Source organism: Hymenobacter artigasi, from assembly GCF_012275535.1.
In the GTDB taxonomy this organism is placed as follows: domain Bacteria; phylum Bacteroidota; class Bacteroidia; order Cytophagales; family Hymenobacteraceae; genus Hymenobacter; species Hymenobacter artigasi.
The window spans coordinates 1-23,903 of the sequence record NZ_JAAVTK010000003.1 but is presented as its reverse complement, the minus strand read 5'-3'; the positions used below and the strand labels follow the sequence as shown (position 1 = coordinate 23,903).

The 23,903-nt window shown below is 61.4% G+C and carries 18 protein-coding genes; 10 read left to right on the top strand and 8 right to left on the bottom strand.

Translation table 11 applies throughout. The annotated features are described in order from the left end of the window. The first annotated feature begins 51 nt into the window (after window positions 1-51). Window positions 52-714 (top strand): hypothetical protein, encoded by a 663-nt coding sequence (locus HBN54_RS06345; protein ID WP_168672325.1) that lies wholly within the window; start codon window positions 52-54, stop codon window positions 712-714. A 38-nt stretch (window positions 715-752) separates the two neighbouring features. After that, a complete protein-coding gene (locus HBN54_RS06340) occupies window positions 753-1,817 on the top strand; it encodes a lipocalin family protein (protein WP_168672324.1) in 1,065 nt (354 codons plus the stop codon). Window positions 1,818-1,922: 105 nt separating this feature from the next. Here the strand turns inward: HBN54_RS06340 and HBN54_RS06335 are convergent, their stop codons facing one another. Both HBN54_RS06335 and dusB read right to left on the bottom strand, forming a co-directional pair. Continuing rightward, window positions 1,923-3,128, bottom strand: coding sequence for an ATP-binding protein (locus HBN54_RS06335; RefSeq protein ID WP_168672323.1), 1,206 nt, complete (start codon window positions 3,126-3,128; stop codon window positions 1,923-1,925). A 164-nt stretch (window positions 3,129-3,292) separates the two neighbouring features. Beyond that, entirely contained in the window at window positions 3,293-4,282 is a 990-nt protein-coding gene (gene dusB, locus HBN54_RS06330) for a tRNA dihydrouridine synthase DusB (protein WP_168672322.1), read from the bottom strand. Between the two features lie 199 nt (window positions 4,283-4,481). Here dusB and HBN54_RS06325 point away from each other — a divergent pair, with 199 nt between their 5' ends. The 4 genes from HBN54_RS06325 to HBN54_RS06310 all read left to right on the top strand — a co-directional run bounded on the left by HBN54_RS06325 (window position 4,482) and on the right by HBN54_RS06310 (window position 8,836). Beyond that, window positions 4,482-5,462, top strand: a complete 981-nt coding sequence (locus tag HBN54_RS06325; protein ID WP_168672321.1) for a CPBP family intramembrane glutamic endopeptidase — start codon at window positions 4,482-4,484, stop codon at window positions 5,460-5,462. Between the two features lie 117 nt (window positions 5,463-5,579). Further along, a complete protein-coding gene (locus HBN54_RS06320; protein WP_168672320.1) occupies window positions 5,580-6,530 on the top strand; it encodes a phosphatidate cytidylyltransferase in 951 nt (316 codons plus the stop codon). Window positions 6,531-6,691: 161 nt separating this feature from the next. Further along, a complete protein-coding gene (locus HBN54_RS06315) occupies window positions 6,692-7,981 on the top strand; it encodes a Glu/Leu/Phe/Val family dehydrogenase (RefSeq protein ID WP_168672319.1) in 1,290 nt (429 codons plus the stop codon). 192 nt (window positions 7,982-8,173) lie between these two features. Next, on the top strand, window positions 8,174-8,836 hold the full coding sequence (locus tag HBN54_RS06310) for a phosphatidylserine decarboxylase family protein (RefSeq protein WP_168672318.1): 663 nt from the start codon (window positions 8,174-8,176) through the stop codon (window positions 8,834-8,836). 182 nt (window positions 8,837-9,018) lie between these two features. Here the strand turns inward: HBN54_RS06310 and HBN54_RS06305 are convergent, their stop codons facing one another. Together HBN54_RS06305 and ribD are read right to left on the bottom strand one after the other, a co-directional pair. Further along, window positions 9,019-9,501 carry a GAF domain-containing protein gene (locus tag HBN54_RS06305; RefSeq protein ID WP_168672317.1) on the bottom strand — a complete coding sequence of 161 codons (483 nt, stop codon included), beginning with the start codon at window positions 9,499-9,501 and terminating at the stop codon, window positions 9,019-9,021. A gap of 86 nt (window positions 9,502-9,587) precedes the next feature. Continuing rightward, window positions 9,588-10,625: a bifunctional diaminohydroxyphosphoribosylaminopyrimidine deaminase/5-amino-6-(5-phosphoribosylamino)uracil reductase RibD gene (gene ribD, locus HBN54_RS06300; protein WP_168672316.1), complete on the bottom strand. Its 1,038-nt coding sequence runs from the start codon at window positions 10,623-10,625 to the stop codon at window positions 9,588-9,590. A 55-nt stretch (window positions 10,626-10,680) separates the two neighbouring features. Here ribD and prmC point away from each other — a divergent pair, with 55 nt between their 5' ends. After that, window positions 10,681-11,538, top strand: a complete 858-nt coding sequence (gene prmC / locus HBN54_RS06295) for a peptide chain release factor N(5)-glutamine methyltransferase (protein WP_168672315.1) — start codon at window positions 10,681-10,683, stop codon at window positions 11,536-11,538. A gap of 56 nt (window positions 11,539-11,594) precedes the next feature. On the opposite strand, the gene HBN54_RS06290 is transcribed toward prmC, so the two are convergent. Then, a complete protein-coding gene (locus HBN54_RS06290) occupies window positions 11,595-12,548 on the bottom strand; it encodes an alpha/beta fold hydrolase (RefSeq protein ID WP_168672314.1) in 954 nt (317 codons plus the stop codon). 453 nt (window positions 12,549-13,001) lie between these two features. On the opposite strand from HBN54_RS06290, the gene HBN54_RS06285 reads away from it, so the two are divergent. Then, the gene (locus HBN54_RS06285) at window positions 13,002-15,371 is read left to right on the top strand and encodes a T9SS type A sorting domain-containing protein (protein WP_168672313.1); all 2,370 of its coding nucleotides are present in this window, start codon (window positions 13,002-13,004) and stop codon (window positions 15,369-15,371) included. 86 nt (window positions 15,372-15,457) lie between these two features. On the opposite strand, the gene HBN54_RS06280 is transcribed toward HBN54_RS06285, so the two are convergent. Then, window positions 15,458-17,692: a S9 family peptidase gene (locus HBN54_RS06280; RefSeq protein ID WP_168672312.1), complete on the bottom strand. Its 2,235-nt coding sequence runs from the start codon at window positions 17,690-17,692 to the stop codon at window positions 15,458-15,460. A gap of 102 nt (window positions 17,693-17,794) precedes the next feature. Here HBN54_RS06280 and HBN54_RS06275 point away from each other — a divergent pair, with 102 nt between their 5' ends. Continuing rightward, window positions 17,795-18,817 (top strand): hypothetical protein, encoded by a 1,023-nt coding sequence (locus HBN54_RS06275; protein ID WP_168672311.1) that lies wholly within the window; start codon window positions 17,795-17,797, stop codon window positions 18,815-18,817. Window positions 18,818-18,889: 72 nt separating this feature from the next. On the opposite strand, the gene HBN54_RS06270 is transcribed toward HBN54_RS06275, so the two are convergent. Both HBN54_RS06270 and HBN54_RS06265 read right to left on the bottom strand, forming a co-directional pair. Continuing rightward, on the bottom strand, window positions 18,890-20,500 hold the full coding sequence (locus HBN54_RS06270; protein ID WP_168672310.1) for an OmpP1/FadL family transporter: 1,611 nt from the start codon (window positions 20,498-20,500) through the stop codon (window positions 18,890-18,892). 75 nt (window positions 20,501-20,575) lie between these two features. Next, window positions 20,576-22,042, bottom strand: coding sequence for a hypothetical protein (locus HBN54_RS06265; RefSeq protein WP_168672309.1), 1,467 nt, complete (start codon window positions 22,040-22,042; stop codon window positions 20,576-20,578). A gap of 264 nt (window positions 22,043-22,306) precedes the next feature. Between HBN54_RS06265 and proS the strand changes: the two genes are divergently transcribed. Continuing rightward, window positions 22,307-23,782 (top strand): proline--tRNA ligase, encoded by a 1,476-nt coding sequence (gene proS, locus HBN54_RS06260; protein ID WP_168672308.1) that lies wholly within the window; start codon window positions 22,307-22,309, stop codon window positions 23,780-23,782. The last annotated feature ends 121 nt before the right edge of the window (window positions 23,783-23,903 follow it).

The window sequence follows — 23,903 nt, the reverse complement described above, 5'->3', positions numbered from 1 at the left end:
ATGGTGCCGGACGGGGCGGGCCGGCATTGTGCCAGCTGCCAGAAGACAGTCGTGGACTTTAGCCAAAAAAGCACGGCGGAAGTGTTGGCTTATCTGGCGCAACCCGGCCGCGAGCATACCTGTGGCCGTTTCCGGGCCGGGCAGCTGCGCCCGCCTGGCCGCCTCCTTACCTGGCGGGCGGCACCAGGGCTGGCGCTGGCGGTAGTTGCCGTGCTAACCCTGACGCGCTGCTCGCCCAACCAGCCATCTGCCATTCCGCTCGAAAAGCCGGCTGTTGCTGTGCCGGATGGGCAGCTGGTGCGGGGCCGGGTGCTCGACCGGGAATCCCGCAAGCCTTTGGCAGGGGCAATCATTATTTGTGAAGCCGATACGCTGTGCCAGACCCGCACGGCGGCCGACGGTTCGTTTGCCTTTGTCGTTCCGCATCGTTTGGCCAGCAGTAAGTTGATTGCCGGCCTGGCCGAACCAACTGCTGCGCCGGGCCAGGACGAAGAATGGCAGATGCCTTACGTCCCGCATTTCTTCGCGGCCGGCCCCGATGTGACGGTGCTGCTCCGGCGACCTCCGATGATACTCGGGCAAACCCGCCTGGAACCCGACGAAACATTCAGCCCGGCAATCCGGCACTACCTGGGGCACGAAGGAGCTGCTCCGCCTCCGCCGAAAATCACGACCATAAAATTTACGCCACCAACTGGCAGCTCAAGGGGCTAAACCAAACCTTTCGTCCCTAAAATGCCTTTTAAGCGGGTATGAAAGTTTTGCGTTTTGCCCTTATCTGGCTGCTGGCTACTGCCTGCGCCGCGCCCCGCCCCACTACTCGCTTCAACCCCACTGCTACCCGTGCCGAACTGCCCCACGAGGAGGCCGTACACCCCAAAAACTCGCTGGAATGGTGGTACCTCACCGGCCACCTGCGCGACCAGGCCACCGGCGAGGACTTCGGTGTGGAGTACGTTTTCTTCCACTTCAACCTGAAAGACGGCCGCCAGGACTGGCAGATGGTGAACGTGGCCCTGACCGACCCGCAAGGTCAGAAATTCCACTTCGACTACAAGCTGGGCAAGCTGCCCGTGCTGCTCACCGACTCGCTGCCGCTGCGGCTGCGCGAGCACCAGCGCGGCGAAACCTGGAAATTTGACGGGCAGGAGGGGGCCTACCACCTGCAGGCCGCCCTCACCGGCAAGGCCAATGCCGGCTACGCCCTCGACCTCACCACCAAACCCACGCGCGATGTGGTGCTGCACAGCGGCACCGGCTACGAAAACTACGGTAACGGCATCATGGCCGGCTACTACTCCTTCCCGCGCCTGGCCACCACCGGCACGCTCACGGTGGCCGGTAAAACCCGCCAGGTAACCGGCGAGTTGTGGTACGACCGCCAGTGGAACTGCACCAGCATCGTGGACAAAAACGTGGGCTGGGACTGGCTTAGCATCCAGCTCGACCAGCCCCAGGAGGAGTTCATGCTGAACACCCTGCGCAACTCCGCCACCGGCAAAAACCTCAACAACGGCACCTTTAGCGCCGCCACTGGCCCCAGCGTACACCTCTCCGGCCCCGATTTCCAGCTCACGCCCCTCACGTACTGGACCAGCCCTACTTCCAAAAAGAAGTACCCCGCCACCTGGCGCGTGCAAGTGCCCGCCCAGGGCTACGACCTCACCGTAGAACCGCTGGTACCCCAGCAGGAGCTGGCGCTGCGGTTTTTCCACGCCTTCACCATGTATTACTGGGAAGGCATGTGCCGCGTGACGGGCACCCGCAACGGCCAGCCCGTAACAGGCAAGGCGTACGTGGAAATCACCAATCGGTGATTTCATTTAACATTTATCAATTAACATTTAACAGTCTTTCTGATGGCGCATGTTGCGCCGTTGGACGGACTGTTAAATGTTAATTGATAAATGTTAAATGAAAAATCACTGGTTCAGCACCACGCGGAAGGTGGTGCCGCGCCCCGGCTCGCTCCATTTCACAAAAAGCCGGCCTTCGTGGTAGTTTTCGATGATGCGCTTGGCCAGGGCCAGGCCTAGGCCCCAGCCGCGCTTTTTGGTGGTGAAGCCGGGCATAAATACGCTTTCGAGCTTATTTTTGGGGATGCCCTTGCCGGTGTCGGTGATGTCGATGGCCACCTGGCGGGGCGGGGTGCCGCGCCGGTACCAGGTGCGGCGGGTACGCACGCGCCGCAGGTGCAGCGTGATGGAGCCGCGCCCTTCCATGGCATCCACCGCGTTTTTGCAGATGTTTTCGATGACCCAGTCGAACAGCGGCACGTTGATGCGGGCGGGCGTATCCATCGGCAAGTCCGACTCAATCTTGAAGATGACCTTCTTCGATACCCGGCTTTGCAGGTATTCGATGGCGTTACGGGTGGTCTGGAACAGGTTTTCGTCCTTGAGCACCGGCACCGAGCCGATGTTGGAGAAGCGCTCCGTAATGATTTCGAGCCGCCGAATATCCTTGCCCAGCTCCTCCACAATGGGCTCGTCCTTGAAACGGTCGGAGTCGCGCAGGTAGTTCTGCCAGCCCACTAGGCTGCTGAGCGGCGTGCCCAGTTGGTGCGCCGTTTCCTTGGCCAGGCCCACCCACACGCGGTTTTGCTCGGCCCGGCGCGAGGAGCTGAACGCGAAATACGCGATGACGGCCAGGCAGCCAATCACCACCAGTTGCACCAGCGGGTAGGTACGCAGCTGCCGCAGCAGCTCCGAGTCGCGGTAAAAAATGTAGTTCACCTGCCCCGCCCCAAATTTCACGATGATGGGCGGGTGCTGCTGTTTCATCAGCAGCAGCTCGCTGCCGAGCAGCGTCACCGAATCGGCCGGGGAGAGGTGGGCCGGCATGGTGATGTTTTTGGCGTTGGTGATGTCCTTGCCGTCGCTGCTGAGAATGACCGGAATGGTCGTGTTGTTACTGATTATCTCGTTGAAAACGAACGTATTGGTTTCGGCTTCGGAATTGATAATGTATTGCAGCGCCTTGGCATACAGCTGAATCTGCTGCTGCTCCCGCTGCGACACGCGCTGCACCAGCCAATTGGTATAGATGACGGTGGCCGCCCCGATGAGCAGCGCCAGCACGGCCACCAGGATTTTGATGCGGGTTTTTTGGTCGTAAATCGGAAGCATGAACGGGAATACGGGGCGGGCAAAGGAACGGCAGTAAATCGACTGTCATCCTGAGCGCAGCGAAGGACCTTATCAGGTCAGAACGGTTTGCAGTAAAAATGATTACTGCGAACTTTTCTAACGTGATAAGGTCCTTCGCTGCGCTCAGGATGACAGTTGTCAAATTACCCCACCAGCACGGCGTCGCTGGCAGCAATTTCCTGCAAAATCTCCAGCACGTCGGCGGGGGTTTCGGCATTCACCAGGCTGGTGCGCCAGGCTTTGGCACCCTCCAGCCCCCGGAAGTAATGCGCGTAGTGGCGGCGCATCTCGAACACACCAACTTTGGGGCCCTTCCACTCCACGCTACGGTCGAAGTGCATCTGGCAGGCGGCTACGCGCTCTTCCAGCGTGGGCGGGGCCAGCAGCTGGCCGGTGGCCACGTAATGCTTCACCTCCCGGAAAATCCAGGGGTAGCCGATGCTGGCCCGGCCAATCATCACGCCATCCACGCCGTAACGGTTTTTATACTCCACGGCTTTTTCGGGCGAGGTAATGTCGCCGTTGCCGAAGATGGGGATTTTGATGCGCGGGTTGTTTTTGATGCTGGCGATGAGGCGCCAGTCGGCGTCGCCCTTGTAGAGCTGGGCGCGGGTGCGGCCGTGCACGGTGAGTGCGGCAATGCCGATGTCCTGAAGGCGCTCGGCCACTTCCTCCACGTTTTTGGTGCCTTCGTCCCAGCCCAGGCGGGTTTTCACGGTCACGGGCAGGTGGGTGTGGCGGATGACGGCGGCCGTCATGGCCACCATCTTAGGAATGTCCTGGAGCAGGGCCGCGCCCGCACCCCGGCAGGCCACCTGCTTCACCGGGCAGCCGTAGTTGATGTCAATCAAATCGGGCCCGGCCTCGGTGCTGATGGCCGCGCACTCGCCCATCGTCTCCACGTCGGAGCCGAAGAGCTGAATGCCGATGGGGCGCTCATAATCGAAGATGTCCAGCTTCTTGCGGCTCTTGGCCGCCGCCCGAATCAGGCCTTCCGAAGAGATAAATTCGGTGTACATGAGGTCGGCCCCGTTGGCCTTGCACACGGCGCGGAAGGGCGGGTCGCTCACGTCTTCCATGGGTGCGAGCAGGAGCGGGAAATCGGGAAGCTGGATGTTGCCTATGTTGACCACGGGAGATAGATTGATTTATTGGGGCGTTGTGCCTCGTTTGTCATCCTGAGCGGAGCGAAGGACCTTATCACGTTTACGCCGTTAGATTTACTGCGAACCGTTCGTGCGTGATAAGGTCCTTCGCTCCGCTCAGGATGACAAACGGGTCCTAAGTTAAAAACTGCGGTAAATTTACGCCCTTCCCAACTTGTACCCCGCTATGAAAGGTTTCCTGCCCCGCACGCTGCACCCTGGCCTACAGATACTGGTGCTACTGGCTATGCTGGTGGCGGGGGGCTGCGTGGGCTACGCCATCATCTTCGCCTGGGCGCAGTGGGGCTTCGGAATGTCGGTGCTCGAAATCCAGCAGGTGGCGCAGGCCCCGGCGGCCTCCCCGCAGGGCTGGAGCCTGCTGATGATGATGCAGGGCGTGCTGCTGTTTGTGGCCGGCACGGGCGGGGCGCTGGGGCTGGCCTCGGCGCTGGGCTACGGCTGGGCCGAGTATTTTAGTCCGCGCCGGCTGGGGGCGGCGGGGTGGCTGCTTGTGGTGGCAGTGCTCATCATCGTCACGTTGCCGTTTATGTCCACCATCATTGCCTGGAACGCGGGCGCGCATTTCCCGGCCGCCCTGAACGATTTTGAGGTGTGGGCGCGGACCAGTGAGGACAAAGCCGCCGTACTCACCAAGTTCCTGACGAATTTCAACTCGCCCGCGCGGTTCTGGGTGGGCGTGCTGGTGATTGGGCTGGTGCCGGCCGTGGCCGAGGAGCTGGTGTTTCGGGGCGTGATTCAGAAAAACCTGGTGCGCTGGTTTTCGCCGCACATCGGCGTGTGGCTGGGGGCGGCCATTTTTTCGGCCATTCACATGCAGTTTTTTGGGTTTGTGCCGCGCTTCGTACTGGGGCTGGTGCTGGGGTACCTGTACCTCTGGAGCGGCAATATTCTGGTGAGCATGGCCGCGCACTTCACCCAGAATGCCTTCCAGCTCGTCCTGCTTTACCTGGCCCAGCGCGGCCAGTTCGGCTGGGGCTTCGACCCCGATTCTTCCGATGCCCTGCCCTGGGCGCTGGCCATTCCGTCGGTGCTGCTCTCGGCCGGGCTGCTTTATGTCCTGCACCGGCACTTTACGGCCCCGGCTGCGCCCACTGCCATGCTCACCCTCAGCAGCGAGGGCGTGGCCGTGCGCGGTGGCGACGCGTGATTGCGTTTCGGCGTTAAACGGCTTGCGTTGAACGACCGGAACCGTGCTACCTCGCTCAAAATAAACAACATCAGCAACGACGAGACGCAAAGATGCGTCTCTACATCCTTCCCCATTTTGCCCGACTCTACGCCTCCTATTGTTTCTGTTTCTCCCGAAACTGTCGCCGCGCCCGCCGGCCCCAGCAACCTGCGCCTGCGCGTCATTTGGGGCGTCATCGGGGCCGTGCTGCTGCTGGGCAGCGTCTGGTTCAGCCCCTGGACGTTCGGGTTGTTTTTTGCCGCCGTGCAGGCCATCATGCTGTGGGAGTTTTACCGCATGATGCGGGCGGGCGGCTACGCACCGGCTACGTGGATTGGGGTGGGGGTGAGCCTTGCGCTATTTTGTGGTACATCGTGGGTGATTTTTCATGATATTGTTAGTGCTTCCAATGAACCCAACGGCTTTTCTGCCTTTTTTGGAGCAATTGGAGCAGTTGTTAATATCGAATTCCTGTGGCGTAGTATAGCCATCTTGCTACCCGTAATATTGTTAGTTCGTGAGATGGTTGTGTGGCCTCGTTATTCACAACCATTTGGTAATGCGGCTACAGCCGTTTTTGGCTTAATGTACATCAGCGTACCAATGACTCTTCTGAACGTCATTGCATACAGTGCTGGGCAGTACGATTACCGCCGCGTCTTCGCCCTGCTCTTCCTCATCTGGGCTTCCGATATCGGCGCATACGCCGTGGGCCGCGCTATCGGCAAGCACAAGCTGGCTCCCCAAATCTCGCCCGGCAAAACCTGGGAAGGCTGGGCCGGCGGCTTCGTGCTGACACTGGTAGTGGGCTGGGCCATCGGCTACATGCTACCCGATATGCCCCTCACGCACCGCCTCGTGGCGGCGGGCGTGGTAGCGGTGTTCGCGCCGCTGGGCGATTTGGCCGAGTCCATGCTCAAGCGCAGCGTGGGGGTGAAGGACTCGGGCAGCATCATGCCCGGCCACGGCGGGCTGCTCGATAGGTTTGATGCGTTTCTGCTGGTGCTGCCGGTGCTGGCGTTGCTGCAGCTGCTGGTAGGGTTGTAGTGCGAAGCGCCGCTTCGCATCTTCCCACCTTCCCCGTGCCGTTGGGCAAAATGCGCGGAGACGCGAAACATCACTTCGCGCTACTGACAAAAGCAATACCTTTGCGGCCCTAAACCGTACCTGTTATCCCACCCAACCCCATCCCTAAATCCCCTTCCCGAATGGCAGCCCACACTGTGTACAAGGAGCCGGCTCCGATAATGGACCGCGAAAATCCGCTCGAATCCATGATGTCGCGTTTCAACATCGCGGCCGAAATCCTCGGCCTCGACGACGAAACCTACAACGTTCTCAAAGCGCCCGATAAGCAGGTCATCGTGAACCTGCCCGTGACGATGGACAATGGTAAGCTGCGCGTGTTCGAAGGCTACCGCGTGATTCACAACACCATCCTCGGCCCCAGCAAGGGTGGCATTCGCTACGATAAGCACGTGCACCTCGACGAGGTGAAGGCCCTCGCAGCCTGGATGACCTGGAAGTGCGCCGTGGTTGATATTCCCTACGGCGGGGCCAAGGGCGGCATCATTTGTGACCCTACCACCATGAGCGCCGGCGAGCTGGAGCGCCTCACCCGCGCCTACACGCTGGCCCTGAAAGACGTGTTCGGCCCCGACCGCGACATTCCGGCCCCCGACATGGGCACCGGCCCGCGCGAAATGGCCTGGCTGATGGACGAATTCTCGAAAACGGTAGGTGCAACCTCGCCCGCCGTAGTAACCGGCAAGCCGCTGGTAATGGGCGGCTCGCTGGGCCGCACCGAGGCCACCGGCCGTGGCGTAATGGTATCCGCGCTGGCCGCCCTGGCCAAGCTGGGCCTGGAACCCACCGAAGTATCGGCCGCCGTGCAGGGCTTTGGCAACGTAGGCTCGTGGGCCGCCAAGCTGCTGAGCGAGAAAGGGGTAAAGATTAAGGCCGTGAGCGACGTATCGGGCGCTTACTGGAACGCCGATGGCATCAACATCGACGAAGCCATTGCCTACAAAAACGTGCACAACGGCCGCCTCGATGGCTACGCCGGTGCCACGCTGATGGAGAATGCCGACGACCTGCTGACCGCCGACGTAGACGTGCTGGTACCCGCCGCCGTGGAGGATGTCATCACCGAGCACAACGCCCGCGACATCAAGGCCAAGCTCATCGTGGAGGGTGCCAACGGCCCCACTTCGGCCTCGGCCGACTCGATTATCAACGAAAAGGGCATCCTCGTGGTGCCGGATATTCTGGCTAACTCGGGCGGCGTCACGGTGTCGTACTTCGAGTGGGTGCAGAACCGCCAGGGCTTTAAGTGGACCGAGGAAATGGTGACCGAGCGCGCCGACCGCATCATGTCCGACGCCTTCGAGAAGGTGTACCAGACCAGTGTGAAATATAAAATCCCGATGCGCATCGCGGCCTACGTCGTGAGCATCGACAAAGTGGCCCAGACCTACAAGTTCCGCGGCGGCTTCTAAAATAGAAAGGTAAATCCGGCAGTAAATTCGCCGGGCCGGTTGTTATTTTGTTGTGTGTAAGAAAGGGCATGGGCCGCTTGGTCCGTGCCGTTTCTGTTTCTGGCCGTAATTTGCCCGGCCGGGCGGCTTGTTGCGCCGATTGACTATGCTGAAATCAGCGAAATCACGGTTAATCAGCGAAAATCAGTGATTATGAAGATTCATAAAGAAGGACGACGCATTCTGTTTGTTACGCTGCTGATTCTGCTGGCGCTCAATTTGCTCATGTTCCAGTTCAATCGGGGCCAGGATTTGGTGAACCGCCTCTTTGCCGGGGCCACGGTCATCATCTTTTTGCTGATTCTCCAGTTCTTCCGGAGTCCGTTCCGGCACCTGTTCACCCACGAAGACCTGCTGCTGGCTCCGGCCGATGGCAAGGTGGTGGTGATTGAGAACGTGTTTGAGCCCGAGTATTTTGAGGATGAGCGCAAGCAAATCAGCATCTTCATGTCGCCCATCAACGTGCACGTTACCCGCAACCCCATTTCGGGCCTGGTGAAGTACTTTAAGTACCATCCCGGCAACTACCTAGTGGCCTGGCATCCCAAAAGCAGCACCCAAAACGAGCGTACCACCGTGGTGGTAGAGTCCGATGCCGGCCCGCTCGTGCTCTTCCGGCAGATTGCCGGGGCAATGGCCCGCCGCATTGTGTGGTACGTGAACGAGGGCGACGAAGTGAGCCAGGGCGAAGAGTTCGGCTTCATCAAGTTCGGCTCACGCGTCGATGTGTTCGTGCCGCTGGATACCGAAGTGAAAGTGGAGCTGGGCCAGAAGGTGAAAGGCGGCGAAACCGTCATTTGCCAGCTGAAAGTCTGACCACTGATTAGCGCGGATTTTAGCGGATTTCACGGATTTTGTGGACGATTATTGCCAGTCATCCAGAGACTCATAAAGGTGTCAGGAGAACAAAAAAGGCTTGCCAATTGGCAAGCCTTTTTTGTTGATTTTAATCGTTCACAAAATCCGTGAAATCCGCTAAAATCCGCGCTAATCAGTGGTTAGAACCAGGTGGCGGCTAGCTGCATTAGCTGCTCCAGCGCGGTTTGGTCGTCCTGGTCGAAATCGTTGAGCTGGTCGCTGTCGACATCGAGCACGGCCACGACCAGGCCATTTTTGAGAATGGGCACCACGATTTCGGATTTCGAATCGGAGCTGCAGGCGATGTGGCCGGGGAAAGCCTCCACGTCGGGCACGAGGATGGTATGGGCGCGGGCCCAGCTGGCCCCGCACACCCCCTTGCCCTGGCGGATGCGCGTGCAGGCGATGGGACCCTGGAATGGGCCCAGCACCAGCTCTTCGCCCTTCACGAGGTAGAAGCCGACCCAGAAAAAGCCGAACGCCTGCCGCAGCGCGGCGGCCGTGTTGGCCAGGTTGGCAACGAGGTCGGGCTCGCCGGTAGTGAGGGCTTCGATTTGGGGCAGGAGCTGCCGGTACTGCTCGGCTTTGGTGAGCGTGGTGTCGAGGGCAAGGGTTTCGGCCATAATTGCTTGTAGTGCGGGCTTTTAGTCCGCGAATGAATTTTAGATAGACGTATTTTAAAGGTGCGTTCGCGGACTAGAAGCCCGCGTTACTTATCGTTCACGTACCAAAACAGCTCATCGGCCCCAACGTTTGTGCGCTCGCGCAGGCCGCCGTGGCCCAGGCACGGCGCGGCAATGCCCTGGCCCAGCTTCATGGGCGAGCGGAACACGCGGATTTCATCCCAAAGTCCGGCGTTCAGCAGCGCGTTGAGCACCGTGGGGCCGCCTTCGACCAGCACCGACTGCACCTGGCGCTGGTAGAGGTCGGCCAGCACCTGGGGCAGCAGGTCGTCGGCCTCGGAGAGCATGACGTGGTCGAGGTTGGTGGCGTGGCGCGGCTGGCGGTAGGTGTAGATGATGGTGGGCTGCGAGCCGTCGAGCAGGTTGTGGGTGGGCGGCAGGCTCAGGTTTTTGTCGATGACGAGGCGCGTAGGTTGGGCGCCGGGCCAGTCGCGGGCACTCAGGCGCGGGTTGTCGTGCAGGGCCGTGCGCGTGCCCACCAGAATGCCCTGCTCCTCGGTGCGCCACTTGTGCGTGAGCAGCCCCGCCTGCGGCCCGCTGATTTGCACTTGCTGGAAATAACGGCCGGCCAGGAAGCCGTCGGCTGTTTCGGCCCATTTCAGCACCAGATAAGGCCGTTTTTTCTCGTGGAAGGTGAAGAAGCGCCGGTTCAGCCAGCGGCCTTCTTCGGCCAGCAAGCCGGTTTCGACGTGCACGCCGGCGGCGCGCAGCTTCTCGATGCCGCGCCCGGCCACCAGCGGGAAGGGGTCCTCGTTGCAAATCACCACTTCGGGCACTCCCTTGGCAATGAGCAAATCGGCGCAGGGCGGCGTTTTGCCGTGGTGGGCACAGGGCTCCAGCGTCACGTACACGCGGCTTTTTTTCAGCAGCTCCTGGTTTTCTACCGCCGCCAGGGCGTTTACTTCGGCGTGGGGGCCGCCGTGCTTTTTGTGCCAGCCCTCGCCAATGATGCGGCCTTCGTGGGTTACTACGCAGCCTACCAGGGGGTTGGGCCGGGCGTAGCCAGTGCCAAGCAGTGCCAAATCGAGGGCGCGGCGCATGAACAGGGCATCATCGTTTTCCATGGGGGCGAAGGTAAGGGCCGGGCCGCCGCTGGGGCGCGGCGCTACCTTTGTCGTAATGAACGTTCGCCAATTCACCACCTCGGTTACTACTGCGCTACTCCCCATCTACCCCCAGCCCGAAGCGCAAGCCGTTGCCGCGCTCGTCGCCGAGCACCTGCTGCAACTCGATGCCCTGGAGCGCATGATGGAGGCCCAGCAGCCCATCGCCGACGGCGCGGAAGCCGCACTGCAGCCGCTACTGGCCCGCCTGCTGGCCCACGAGCCGGTGCAGTACGTGCTGGGCATCGCCTACTTTGCCGACATGGAGCTGGAGGTGACGCCCGCCACCCTCATCCCGCGCCCCGAAACCGAAGAGCTGGTGCACCTCATCCGGCAGGAGCAGGCGGGCCGGCCGGGCCTGCGCGTGCTCGACGTGGGCACGGGCTCGGGCTGCCTGGCGCTGGCACTGGCCCGCGCACTGCCCGCCGCCGAGGTGCTGGCCGTGGATATTTCGGCCGAAGCGCTGGCCGTGGCCCGGCGCAATGCCGCCCGTTTCGCGCCCGGGGTGGCGTTTGAGCAAGTTGATATTTTGAAGGGATTACCGGAGGAAATTGCCCCTGGCTCGCTGGATATTCTGGTGAGCAACCCGCCCTACGTGCGCGAAAGCGAGCGCCCCGCAATGCGCGACAACGTGCTGGCCTGGGAGCCCGCCACCGCGCTGTTTGTGCCCGATGCCGACCCGCTGCTTTTCTACCGCCGCCTAGCCGAGGTGGGCCGAGCGCTGCTGTGCACTGGCGGAAATATTTATCTGGAAATCAACGAAGCACTAGGCGCTGAAACAGCGGCCCTGCTCACGCCAGATGATTTTGAGGATGTACGCGTGCTGTCCGATATGTTCGGGAAGGCGCGCGTGGTGCGCGGCACCCGCCGGTAGCCGCATCCCAACGGGCGGGCTGCTGGGCGGGACAGCTTCTGGGCCGACGGGCGACGCTACTTTGGCAGCTGGCGCACGAAGGCGGCCAGCGCCCGGCTTACTTCCTGCGGGCTTTCGAGCAGGGCATTGTGCTTGCCCGGCATGGGCACCACGCGCTGATTGGGGAAGTGGAAGGACTGGTGCTGGGGACCGGTCACGGCATCGGCCTGGCCGGGCAGTACCAGCACGGGCATCCGCAGGGTGGGGGTGGCCGCCGTGAAATCCTCCAGGTAGCCGTCGATAACGCCGGGCTGGTAGAGGGAGGCCGCAAAGTCGTGGTTGGCCGGCTGGGCCGGCCTGATGCGGGCCACGCGGGCGGCCGTAGAGTCGGTGGCGTACATGAGCTGGTCCATGAGGTGCTGCTGGTTGAGCAGGCCCATCACCATGCCGAAGCGCTGGGGCAGCGGCGCGGTGGCATTGACGGCTGCGCGGGCGGCGGGCGGCAGCAGGGCGTAGCCGTTGGTGGCCAGGCTTTCCATAGAAGCCGGCAGGTTCAGAATGCTGTTGCTGAGCACTAGCCCCAGTATGTGCCCGGGGTATTGCCGGGCGTAGGCCGTGGCAATGAGGCCGCCGAAAGAGTGTGACAGCAACACCCATTTATCGAGGTGCAGCTGCTGGCGCAGCTCCTCCAAATCCTGCACCTGGCGGGCCAGGCCGTAGCTTTTGGTTGTTGAGCTGGCCGAGCGGCCGCTGCCGCGCTGGTCGAGGTAAATCATCTGAAACTGCTGCTCCAGCAGGGGGCCGGCCAGGGTTTCCTGCAATTCGGAGCCCGCGCCGGGGCCGCCGTGCACAAACACGCAGGGGCGGCCCTGGCCCGCCACCCGCACATACAGGCGCACCCCATCGGAGGTGGTGACGGTAGGCGTGCCGTTTGCTAAAGCCACGGGCGCAGCGTGGGCGCTGGTAGCCGCGAACAGCAGCAGGAAGATGAGGCGGAACAGGGCCGGGCAGGTAAGGGAGGGCGTTTTCATATTCCAAAGGTGGCAACGGACCCGCCGCTGGGCAAAGCCGCAGTTGCCGAACTATCGCCTGGGCCAGACGAACCGTCGTACCGGCGTGAAGAAGCTGCACCAGCGCGCTGAACGGTTGAAGCCTGGACAACCAGGTTGGCTTCAACTTGCGACAAGCCTCAACGGGGTAGCCGGCCCTCGCCGCCCATCCTATAAGCCGGTGCAGTCAGCAATTCGAAAAAAATGCGCGGTAGCCCAAAAAAGATGGGGAATTGTTGGTCGGCCAAAAACAGAGTTTCATTGGGTGATAGAAGGCGTTGGTCGTAGAGCGAAGCCATCTGTAATCAGTACGGGCCCCTTTGTTCGTGGGCTGGACTTAGCTAATATATTGGTGTACAGTACCTAAATTATATATTTGTGCTGCTTAAAATTTTATATATGATTTTTTTAAAAAATACTCCCTTTTTCTGCGTTTTGTCCGATACTGACCGTTGCTGCCGCATTCTCCTGTTGTTGTTGCTGATGGTGGTAGGGCCAGTTGCCTTCGCCCAGGTTTCCCTCACGGGTGGCAGTGTGGCATACACCACCAGCTTATCCGGGACTACCATCAACGTAAGTGGTGGCTATTCAGGCAGTATTACCGTGGCCAATAGCAACTGCACGGTCAATTTTAATAGCATCAGCTATGGCGGCGCATTGAGTGTGAACGCAACGGGCTGCACCGTCAACAATAATTCCGGCAGCACCATCAGTGGCAGCGGCAACAGTATTAGCGCCGCCACCACCATTAATAACAACGCCGGGGCCACCTGGACGGGCAATTTTTACAGTGGCATAGCTGTGGGCAGCACCGTGAATAACGCCGGGAGTTGGGGGCCAGGTGGGACGCAGTTTTCGCCGCTCAATGGCGTGACCATCAACAACACCGGCACCTGGAATGCCATCAGCTATGGGGTGCAAACCAACCCGGTGACCATCATCAACTCTGGTGCCTGGACGAATACGCTGGGGGGAATCAGTACCAACTTCACGCTCACCAACAATGCCGGGGCAACGTGGTCGCAGCCGGTGCAGAGCTTCGGGGCGGGAAATTTTGCCCTGACCAATGACGGTACCTGGACCGCAGCCATTACGTTTCCTTCGGGCACCAATACTTTCAGCAACCGCGCCGGGGCCACGGCCACGATTGGCTCGCTGGCTTTTGGCGGCACCACCACCATCAGCAACGCCAGCAACGGCGGCACGCCCACGCTCACCTTCAGCAGCAGCATTTCGCCCTCTGCCGGCACCTCCATTATCAATTACGCGGGCACGGTGAATACCAACGCGGGCATCAGCAGCGCGGGCAGCATTGATAACCGCGCTGCCTGGAATGCCAGCAGCTTTTCGACCAGTGGCACCCTTGCTAATACCGGTACCATTACCCCTACTGCCAGCTATACCACCAGCGGGACTACCACCAATAGCGGTATTATTAGCCTGACTGCCAGTGGGGCTACCTATACCAACAGCGGCACCACCACCAACAGCGGCGCAATAAACGTGGCGGCCGCGTACACCAATTCCGGCACCATTACCAACAGTGCGAGCGGAACCATCGCGGCGGCAACTTACACCCAGAGTGGCGGCACCACCACCAATGCCAACAGCATCACGGCCACGACTTCGGTGACGGTGACCGGCGGCACGCTTACCAACAATGCGGGGGCTACCATTGCCACGGCTGCTTATACCAACAACGGCGGCACCACCACCAACGACGGCACCCTGAACCCCACCGGCAATTTCACCACCGGCTCGAGCACCGGCACCGTGGTGGTGAACAGCGCCATCAACCCCGGCGGAAACTACGTGAACGGCGGCACCACTACCAACAACGGCCGCATTGCGCCCGGCGGCTACTACGACAACCAAAACTCCGGGGCTACCACCACCAACAACGGCACCATCAGCCCGGGCACTTACTACAGCAACAAGGCCACCACCGTCAACAACGGCACCATCACGCTGAGCGCCGCCGCCGGGTATTTTGAGAATGTGAGCAGCGGCGCCTTCACTAATGCCGGGCGTCTGAACGTCACCGGCAACTTTACCAACAGCGGCACCTTCAACGGCTCGCCGACGGCAACCAGCGGCAGCGTGCGCGTGGCGGGCGTGAGCACTAATTCCTTCTTCGGCTTTGGGGCCTCGGGCCTGCTGGATTTCTGCGATAGTACGCCGGGCACCGGACCCGTTACCAACAAAGGTTTCAATGTGCAAACGGGCTCGGTGGCGGCTACCGTGACGGCTTGCGTCATCGTACCGTTGCCCGTGGAGCTCACCCGCTTTGCTGCCACGCCTGCCAATGGCCGCGTGGTGCTAAGCTGGGCCACCGCTTCGGAGAAAAACAGCGCGTACTTCGCCATTGAGCGCAGCGCCGATGGCCAGGAATTTACCAAATTGCTGACCATCAAAGGTCAGGGCAATTCCACGGCCATTGCTGAATACCTGGCCACCGATACCCAGCCCCTGGCCGGCCTGAGCTACTACCGCCTGCGGCAGGTGGATGCCGATGGCACGGTCAGTTACTCGCCGGTTGCTTCCGTGAACCTCGAAGCCCGTTTTACCACGCTCACCCTCAGCCCAAACCCGATGGCCGATAAGGTGATGGTGGACCTTACGGCCTGGCCCGCGCAGCCTGGTACCGTGGAGGTGCTCAGCCTCAGCGGCCAGCTGCTGTTGACGCAACCCATAAATGGCGGCCAAGTCGTGGGGCTGGATGTGCGGGCCGTGCCGGCCGGTGTGTACCTGCTACGGGTGCGCAACCCCAGCCAGCAAGCTGCGCGCCGGCTGCTGAAGCTGTAGCCTGCAACCCATCGAAAAGTAGTGGCCCGGTGCCGCCCGCAACTCTGCGAGGCGGCACCGGGCCACTACTTTTCGGGATGGTTCGACTACAGATTCTGCAGCACGAAATTCGTCATCTGGCGGTAGAGGTGCAGACGCGTATTGCCACCCGAAATGCCGTGGTTACGGTTGGGGTAGTATAGCGTCTGGTAGTCCTTGTTGGCCTTGATGAGGGCATCGACGAAGGCGATGGAGTTCTGAAAATGCACGTTGTCGTCGCCGGTGCCGTGCACGAGCAGGAACTTGCCGCGCATGTTCTGGGCAAACTGCACGGGCGAGTTGTCGTCGTAGCCGCCGGGGTTTTCCTGGGGCGTTTTCAGGTAGCGCTCCGTGTACACGGTGTCGTAGTAGCGCCAGTTTGTGACCGGGGCCACGGCAATGCCCATCTTGAAGAGGTCGGCGTTTTTGGTCATGGCCAGCGAGGTCATGTAGCCGCCGTAGCTCCAGCCCCAGATGCCGATGCGGGATTTATCGACGTAGGGCAGCGTGGCCAGGTACTTGGCGCCTTCGCCCTGGTCGATGGTTTCGAGCTTGCCCAAATTGGCATACGTGGCCTTGCGGAAGGCCGAGCCCCGGCCCGAGGTGCCCCGGTTTTCCACCGAAACCACAATGTAGCCCTTCTCGGCCAGCATCTGGTGCCAGAGGTAGTTGGTGAGGGCCGTGCCGCCGCCGGTGTTATCCAGCACCGTTTGGGTGCTGCTGCTACCGAAGCTGGGGCCGCCGTACACGTGCATCAGCACGGGGTATTTTTTGGCGGGGTCGAAGTTGCTGGGCTTTATCATCCAGGCGTTCAGCTCCACGCCTTCGGTGGTTTTGAAGGTGATGAATTCGAGTTTGCCCAGGTCGTACTGCGTCAGGGTTTGCTTTAGCTTGGCGTTGTCCTCCAGGGTTTTCACCAGCTTGCCGGTGCCGCCTTCGCGCAGGCTGGTCACGGCCGGCACGCCCGCCGCCGAGTGCACGTTCAGGAAATACTTCGTGTCGGGGCTCATATTCACCACGTCGGTGCCCGGGCCGTTTTCGCTGATGCGCTCTTTGCCTTTGCCACTCAGGTTCACGCGATAGAGGTGGCGCTGCAGGGCCGAGCCTTCGGTGCTGGTGTAGTACACGAAGCCGGTTTTGGCATCGAAGCCGTTGATGGCCGAAATCTCCCAGTTGCCCTTCGTGAGCTGGCGCACGGGCTTGCCGTCCATGTCGTGCAGGTAGAGGTGCTGGTAACCGTCCTTTTCGCTGGTGAACAGGAACTGCTTGCCGCCTTCGAGGTAGTTCAAATCGTCGTTTATCTCGACGTAGGCGGGGTTGGTGTCCGTGAGCACCACCTTGGTCTTGCCGGTGGTGGCATCGCCGTGCAGAATTTCGAGCTTGTTCTGCAAGCGGTTGAGGCGCTGAATGCTGAGCGTGTTGGGCACCCGCGTCCACTGCACGCGCGGGATGTACTGGTCGGCCACGGGGCCCACGTCCATTTTGGTGGTGCGGGCGCTGGCCACGTCGTAGCTGCTCACCAGTACCACCGAGTTTTTCTCGCCGGCCTTGGGGTATTTGAAGCGGTATTCCTTGGGATAAAGCCCGCCCCATTCCTGCATGTCGTACTCGGGCACCTGGCTTTCGTCGAAGGTGTAAAAAGCAATTTGCTTGCTGTCCGGCGACCAGAAAAAGCCTTGCGCGAAGCCAAACTCCTCTTCGTACACCCAGTCGGCCGAGCCGTTGATGATGTTGTTTTTCAGGCCATTCGTGGTCACGGCGGTTTCCTGCATCGTGGCCAGGTCGGTCACGTACACGTTGTTGTCGCGGGTGAAGGCCACGCGCTGGCCGTCGGGCGAGAACGTGGCGTAGCCCTGCTTGCCGCCGGCGCTCAGCGGCGTCAGCTTCTTGGTGCCGCGGTCGAACACGTAGTAGCTGGCGCGGGCGCTGCGCCGGTAAATGGGCTCAGTGCCCGTGGTGAACAGGATTTTCTGCTCGTTGGCATTGAAGGAGTAGCCATCGACTTTGAGCGCCGCGCCGGCCAGCTCCAGCTCGGCGGCGGTTACTAGGGTTTGCACGGCTTTGCCGGTGGTCACTTCGTACTGCACCAGGCTGCCGTTGTCCAGCGCCGAGTAGTAGCGGCCGTCGTTCATCCAGTTGAAACCCGGCACCGAGGCCGAGCGAAACGTGGGCTTGGCCCAGATGTCTTCTAAGGTCAGGGGCAGCTTCTGCTGCGCGTGGGCGAGGGTAGGGGTGAGGCCGGGCACCAGGGCCGGGCCATTGGCGGCCAGCAGGGCCGCCAGGGCTAAAAAGCGTAAACGCATAGGAAATAAGGACAAAATCGAAATAAGGATGGGAACTGAGCGTTAAAGGTAACATTCGGCGGCAGCACTGTTGCAGGCCGTAGCCCCCGTTACCTTTGCATTATGCGTGTTCGCCTCCTGTTGCTTTGCCTGCCCGTGCTGCTGGCCTCCTGCTCCAAAACCGCTCGCCCGGTCCAGCTTGATTTTGTTGGTATTTCCACGCTGACTTCCAGCAACAAGACCGTGCAGCCGAACGATACGCTCACTACCCGGGCCTATGCCGTGGGCAACGACAATATGCTCAAGCGCCTGACCATCAAGGTGACGTATGACCCCGGCCTTCAGCCCATCACCTACCCGGTGCCCCTGTCGTCCTTCGAACCCAAAAACGCGCCTGCTAAGCAGGAAATCACCTACCTCGACTCGCTGATTGCGCCGCAGGTAGGCAATACCAACGGCCACTCCATCAGCGAAACGCTTTTCGTTAATCAGTTTTCGGCCCGCGCCACTTCCGGCACCGAGCTGTGGCAGTACACTGCTACCGATGTGGCCCAGGCCTCGGCCACCCGCGCCTACCGCCTCACGGTGCGCAAAGCCGATTCGGCGGCCCTGTTTCATAGCTACACCATGGTGCTGCGGCCGGTGCCGCGCCGGGCGGTGGTAGCCAAGGGCGTGCGCGACCGCAGCCGTGTATTCCTCAACCTGCAATACGGCCTGCAGCTGCCCAAGTACGCGGTGCTGAATCAGGAGCGCTCCGTGGCGGCCAACCAGAATCTGGTGGACCTGATTTGCGTGTCGGGCGGCACGGGTACCACGGTGGGCCTGGTAGCGCCCGCCAACACCGCCGATACCGTGTGCACGCTGCCCGCCGCCTGGGCCACCCGCCGCGCCACCGGCCTGCGCCTCACCACAATCAGCAGCGACCAGTTCAGCAAGACCGTCGCCACCGATTTCACCACCAGCTACACCACCAACAGCACTGCCTACTCGCCCAACTCCTTCTACACCGGTGCGCTGAGCAAAGGCCAGGTGCTGGCCTTCAAAATCACCGAGGGCACCACCGTGCGCTACGGCCTGCTGCTCATCTCCGACCTCGTGCCGGGTTCGGCCCCGGTGATGATTTGCTCCGTGCGGGTGCAGAAGTAGCGTAGCCGCAGGCCAATAAAAAGGGCTGCTCCGATATGGAGCAGCCCTTTTTTGGCGTGTTTGGCAGCTTGCTTAGAACGTGATGCCGGCCGTGACACTGGTGGTGAAGCGGGTGTTGTTCACTTTCACCAGCGGCTCGTAGCCGCCCAGGTCGTAGGGGGTGTGGTACTGGTTGAGCTGGGTGTAGACGCCGGCCAGGTCCAGGAAGAAATTGCCCTGCCGCAGCCCGGCCCCCAGGGTGTAGAAGTTCTGCGCCCGCTCGTTGTTGCTGTCAATTTTGTACGGGTCGCCGTAGCGGGCATAGCCGGCGCGCACCCGGAATACATCGAAGCGGCCCTCGGCCCCAACGCGGATATTGACCGTATTCTTGTAGCTGGCCTGAATGTCGCTGTTTTCGGCGGCGAAGGAATAGTTGTCGCCGTTGCCGTCCTGCGAGTCGTTGTGCAGCCGCGCCTGGCCGTAGCCCACGTACTCCACATCGCCCGAAATAAACCCGAGCTTGCCCAGGGTGTAGGCCACGCCGCCATTGGCCCGGAAAGGGGTGGTGATGGTGTAGGCATAGAGCGGAAACGCCTGGTCGAGCACTTTCACGCCCACCGGGCCCGTGGGGAGCGAAGTCGCCACCACATCGTTGCCCTGCGCCGTAAACGTCGTGGTAAAGGCCGCGCTGTAATTGTCGGTGAGGCGCATGAACGTGGGCGTTTGGATAGAAGCCCCGAAGCGCAGCGCGTCCGTAGCCCGGTAAATGGCCCCGATGCGGGCGTTGAGGCCGGTGCCGGTGGTTCTCAGCTCATCGTGCAGCGTGTAGTCGCTGAGGTGAGTGGTGGCATCGGTTTCGGTTTCGGTATAATTGCGGGTCTGGGTAAAGTTCGAGCTCACAATGCCCACGCCCAGGCCCAGGTAAAGCCGGTCGCGGTAGTTGGCACCGTAGCCCAGGTCGAACTGCGACACCGAGCCCCGCGAAATCACACTGCCCGCCTGCCCGATTGGCCCCTTGCGCGTAGTAGAGGCCACGCCGAGGTCGTTGCCGTTACGGTCTTTGGCAATGTCAGTAAGGTAGGCTCCATCTGCAAGACGATTGAGGGAGGAGTATTGGCCGGTCTTCCTGTCGGCCCGTATTTTGTCGATATCAGCCTGCGTGTAGCCATCGAAACCCACCGTGCGGCGCAGCGAAGCCAGGTACGACTGGTCGTCGCCGGTCAGGTTGTAGCCGTTCACCGTGCGGTTGCTGAGGGTATTGCCGTAGCGGAAGCCCGTGTTGAAGTCGGCCAGCCGAGTGAAGCCCAGGGCAAAAGCCCCGCCCCGCCAGTTGCTGGTCTGGTCATTATCGGGCCGGCGGGTGGCAAACACCGCGCCGGCGCTGCCAATGTGGAAGCTGTTCCTTGCTTCGTTCTGGGCTGCTCCCGTGCCGCCATCAACGCGGCTGTCGCTCTGCCCAATGCCAATGCCAGGCGTTAGGTGCACCTCCGATTTCTGAAACAGGCCCAGCCCGGCCGGGTTGCTGGTGAGGTTACCAAAGTCGGCTCCCAGGGCCACATTGGCCCCCCCAATGGCCTGCGTGCGGGCCGTGCCGCCAAACTGCAGGCGGGAATAGCGCAGGGCATCGCTGGCATCCTGGGCAAAGGCGTGGCCTGCCTGCCCTGCTACGAGGGCCAGGCTAAGCCAGATAATCCGTTTTTTCATAGTGTAGGAAGAAAAGGAGCCGGCCGTTCGGCCGGCTCACTGGAAATTCTTTATGCAGAAACCACAGGCGGAAAATTACTCGCCACGACCACGGCCGCCGCCACCACCTCCGCCACCACCGCCACCGCTCTGCGATGGGGATGAATAGGAAGGCTGGCTGTAAGAGCGCTGCTGAGGCTGCTCGTAGGAGCGTTGCTGGGGTTGTTCGTAGGAGCGTTGCTGAGGCTGTTCGTAGGTGCGCTGCTGAGGTTGCTCATACGCCCGCTGCTGCCGGGGCTGCTCATAGCGTTGGCGGGGCTGCTCGGCCGCCTGGCCGTTGCTGTTGTTATTGGTGGGCTCGCCAAATACGTTCTGGAAGAAGCCCCCGCGCCGGCGCTGGCCTTCCTGTGGCACTGCGGCGGGCTGCATCTGGCCGCTATTCTGCGGCTGGGCCTCCATGTTGCGCGCCCGGCCCCGGCCGTCGTCACGCATTATCCGGCCCTGCCCCGAAGCATCGCCAATTGCCGGCTGCATGTTCGTGGCCGGGTCCATGTTGCGGTAGCGCGGCTGGCCGTCCATGTTGCGGGGCTGGTTGTAGGAGTCGTTGGCCCGCATGGGTTGCGAAGCGGCTTCGCTCCGGGTGCGGCCCACAGCATCGGCCGTGCCCATGGGCATCGACTCGGGTGTGTTCGACGTAACCCGCTCACTGCGAACGCGGCCGCCGCCATTCGGCGCGCCGGGGTTGGGGTTGCCCGGCGTGCTGCCCACGATGCCCGACGAATGCCGGCCATCCGAAGCCCGGTCGGTGCGGTGGCTGCCGTAGTTGCGGGTGCCCCGGTCGCCGCCGTTGCTATAATAGCCGCTGTTGTAGTTGTTGCCGTAGTAGCCCCCGCCGCCATAATAGCCACCGCCGCCATAGTAGTTCCGGCCATAGTAGCCGCCATAAAGGGGGCTGCTGTAGTAGAAGGGGTCATAGCCGCCAAAGCCGCCGTAGCCGTAGCCAAATGGGCTATAGCCGCCATATCCACCGTAGCCAAACGGGCTGTAACCATAGCCGCCGTAGCCGCCATATCCAAACGAGCGGCCAAAGCCAAAGCTGATGCTCAGACCCGAGCCATAGCCGTAAGGACTGTAGCCAAATGGGCTGCCGAAGGAACTATAAAAAGGGTCGTAGCCGCCGTAGCCATAGGCCCCGCCGCCATAGCTCAGGCTGGTGTAGGGGCTATAGGGAGAATAGGAGTTCAGGCCCGGGCCATAGTAGCTCGTTGAGCCCCCGTAGCCGGGCGCGCCACGCATGTAGGTATAGGTGTTGTCGTAATACTGGTCGGAGCCGGAACCCTGCCGGGCCGACGGCGAATTGCTGGAGCCGCCGTTGTAGTCCGGGTTCGCCTCCTCACTGTTGGCGGCCTGGGCCGGAGCAGTGCTGACGACGGCCGTAGTACGGTCTTTCGACGAATAATAGACCCCGTCGTCTTCCGACGACGTGAGGGCCGAAGTACCCGCACAGCCGCCCAGCGCAAACAGGGCCAAAGCGGGCAAACAGGCGGTGAGCAGGTTTCTCATGATTGAAAAAAGATAAGGATGGGAAGGCTTTATGTAAAGTAACGACCTATACGATGGAAGCAGGATGAAGCGACTAGAAATCAGGACCCAGCCGGCTAAAATAAGGGAGATTTAAGCTGACTGCTGCCCCTGCCCGCGCAAAGAGCTTCCGCAAGGAGGTCCGCACTTTAATAACGTAATTTGACCCCGAAACGGTGCCCCAAGGTCAACTCAAATCCTGTACCAAAACCGGGAACTTTTTCAATTACCCCTAAGATGCCTCCCATGAGCAAAAAGTTGCCTACCCGCCAGGAAGATTATTCACTCTGGTACAACGAGTTAGTGAAGCGCGCCGGCCTGGCCGAAAACTCTGCCGTGCGCGGCTGCATGGTCATTAAACCCTACGGCTACGCCATCTGGGAAAAAATGCAGCGCCAATTGGACGATATGTTCAAGCGCACCGGCCACGAAAATGCTTACTTCCCGCTCTTCGTACCCAAAAGCCTTTTTGAGGCCGAAGAAAAAAACGCCGAAGGCTTCGCCAAAGAGTGCGCCGTGGTAACCCACTACCGCCTCCAGACCGACCCCGACCGCCCCGGCAAGCTGCGCGTCGACCCCAACGCCAAGCTCGAAGAAGAGTTGGTGGTGCGCCCCACTTCGGAGGCCATCATCTGGAGCACGTATAAGAACTGGGTGCAGAGCTACCGCGACCTGCCGCTGCTCATCAACCAGTGGGCCAACGTGGTGCGCTGGGAAATGCGCACCCGCCTGTTTCTGCGCACCGCCGAGTTCCTGTGGCAGGAGGGCCACACGGCCCACGCCACCGCCGAGGAAGCCGTGGCCGAGACCCGCCAGATGCTCGACGTGTACGCCGAGTTTGCCGAGGAACACATGGCCCTGCCCGTGGTGAAGGGCGTGAAAACTCCCAACGAGCGATTCGCCGGCGCCGAGGATACCTATTGTATTGAGGCGCTGATGCAGGACGGCAAAGCCCTGCAGGCCGGCACCAGCCACTTCCTGGGCCAGAATTTTGCCAAGGCGTTCGATGTGCAGTTTGCTAATAAGGAAGGCGTGCGCGAATACGTATGGGGCACCAGCTGGGGCGTGAGCACACGCCTGATGGGTGCCCTCGTGATGGCCCACTCCGACGACGAAGGCCTGGTGCTGCCACCCAAGCTGGCCCCCATCCAGGTGGTCATCATTCCCATCTACAAAACCGGTGAGCTCGATGCCCTGCTAGAGCGCATCAAACCCATCCAGATGGGCCTGATTGCCCGGGGCATTTCGGTGAAGCTGGACGCCCGCGACACCGAGCGCCCGGGCTTCAAGTTTGCCGAGTGGGAGCTGAAGGGCGTGCCCGTGCGCCTGGCCATCGGCGCACGCGACCTCGACGCCGGCATGGTGGAAGTGGTGCGCCGCGATACCAAAGAGAAAATGAGCCTGCCCCTGGCCGATATCGTGGCCAGCGTGGACCAGCTGCTCACCGACATCCAGACTAACATCTACGAGCGCGCCAAAAATTTCCGCGCCACCCACACCACCCGCGTGGATAGCTACGACGAGTTCAAGCGGATGCTGGACGAGGAGCCCGGCTTCCTGCTGGCCCACTACGACGGTACTTCCGAAACCGAAGAGCGCATTAAGGAGGAAACCAAAGCCACCGTGCGCTGCCTGCCCCTGAACGAGGCCGATGAAGAGGGCATATGCATGGTCACGGGCAAGCCTAGCCCGCGCCGCGCCTACTTCGCCCGCGCCTACTAGGTCACCCGCGCCAGCAAAAAGCCCGGCCGGGCGGGGGGGGGGGGGGGCCCCAACAAAAAGGGAATCACAAATAAAACCAAAAGCGACCGCGCCCGCCCCCGGCGGGTAAACCCCCGGGCCC

Coding starts and splice junctions, on each gene's coding strand:
- HBN54_RS06310 (WP_168672318.1), top strand. CDS start 8,174: ATGAAGATTCATAAAGAAGGACGACGCATTCTGTTTGTTACGCTGCTG.
- HBN54_RS06290 (WP_168672314.1), bottom strand. CDS start 12,548: ATGAAAACGCCCTCCCTTACCTGCCCGGCCCTGTTCCGCCTCATCTTC.
- ribD (WP_168672316.1), bottom strand. CDS start 10,625: ATGGAAAACGATGATGCCCTGTTCATGCGCCGCGCCCTCGATTTGGCA.
- HBN54_RS06270 (WP_168672310.1), bottom strand. CDS start 20,500: ATGAAAAAACGGATTATCTGGCTTAGCCTGGCCCTCGTAGCAGGGCAG.
- HBN54_RS06280 (WP_168672312.1), bottom strand. CDS start 17,692: ATGCGTTTACGCTTTTTAGCCCTGGCGGCCCTGCTGGCCGCCAATGGC.
- HBN54_RS06315 (WP_168672319.1), top strand. CDS start 6,692: ATGGCAGCCCACACTGTGTACAAGGAGCCGGCTCCGATAATGGACCGC.
- HBN54_RS06325 (WP_168672321.1), top strand. CDS start 4,482: ATGAAAGGTTTCCTGCCCCGCACGCTGCACCCTGGCCTACAGATACTG.
- HBN54_RS06305 (WP_168672317.1), bottom strand. CDS start 9,501: ATGGCCGAAACCCTTGCCCTCGACACCACGCTCACCAAAGCCGAGCAG.
- HBN54_RS06340 (WP_168672324.1), top strand. CDS start 753: ATGAAAGTTTTGCGTTTTGCCCTTATCTGGCTGCTGGCTACTGCCTGC.
- HBN54_RS06275 (WP_168672311.1), top strand. CDS start 17,795: ATGCGTGTTCGCCTCCTGTTGCTTTGCCTGCCCGTGCTGCTGGCCTCC.
- prmC (WP_168672315.1), top strand. CDS start 10,681: ATGAACGTTCGCCAATTCACCACCTCGGTTACTACTGCGCTACTCCCC.
- HBN54_RS06265 (WP_168672309.1), bottom strand. CDS start 22,042: ATGAGAAACCTGCTCACCGCCTGTTTGCCCGCTTTGGCCCTGTTTGCG.
- HBN54_RS06335 (WP_168672323.1), bottom strand. CDS start 3,128: ATGCTTCCGATTTACGACCAAAAAACCCGCATCAAAATCCTGGTGGCC.
- proS (WP_168672308.1), top strand. CDS start 22,307: ATGAGCAAAAAGTTGCCTACCCGCCAGGAAGATTATTCACTCTGGTAC.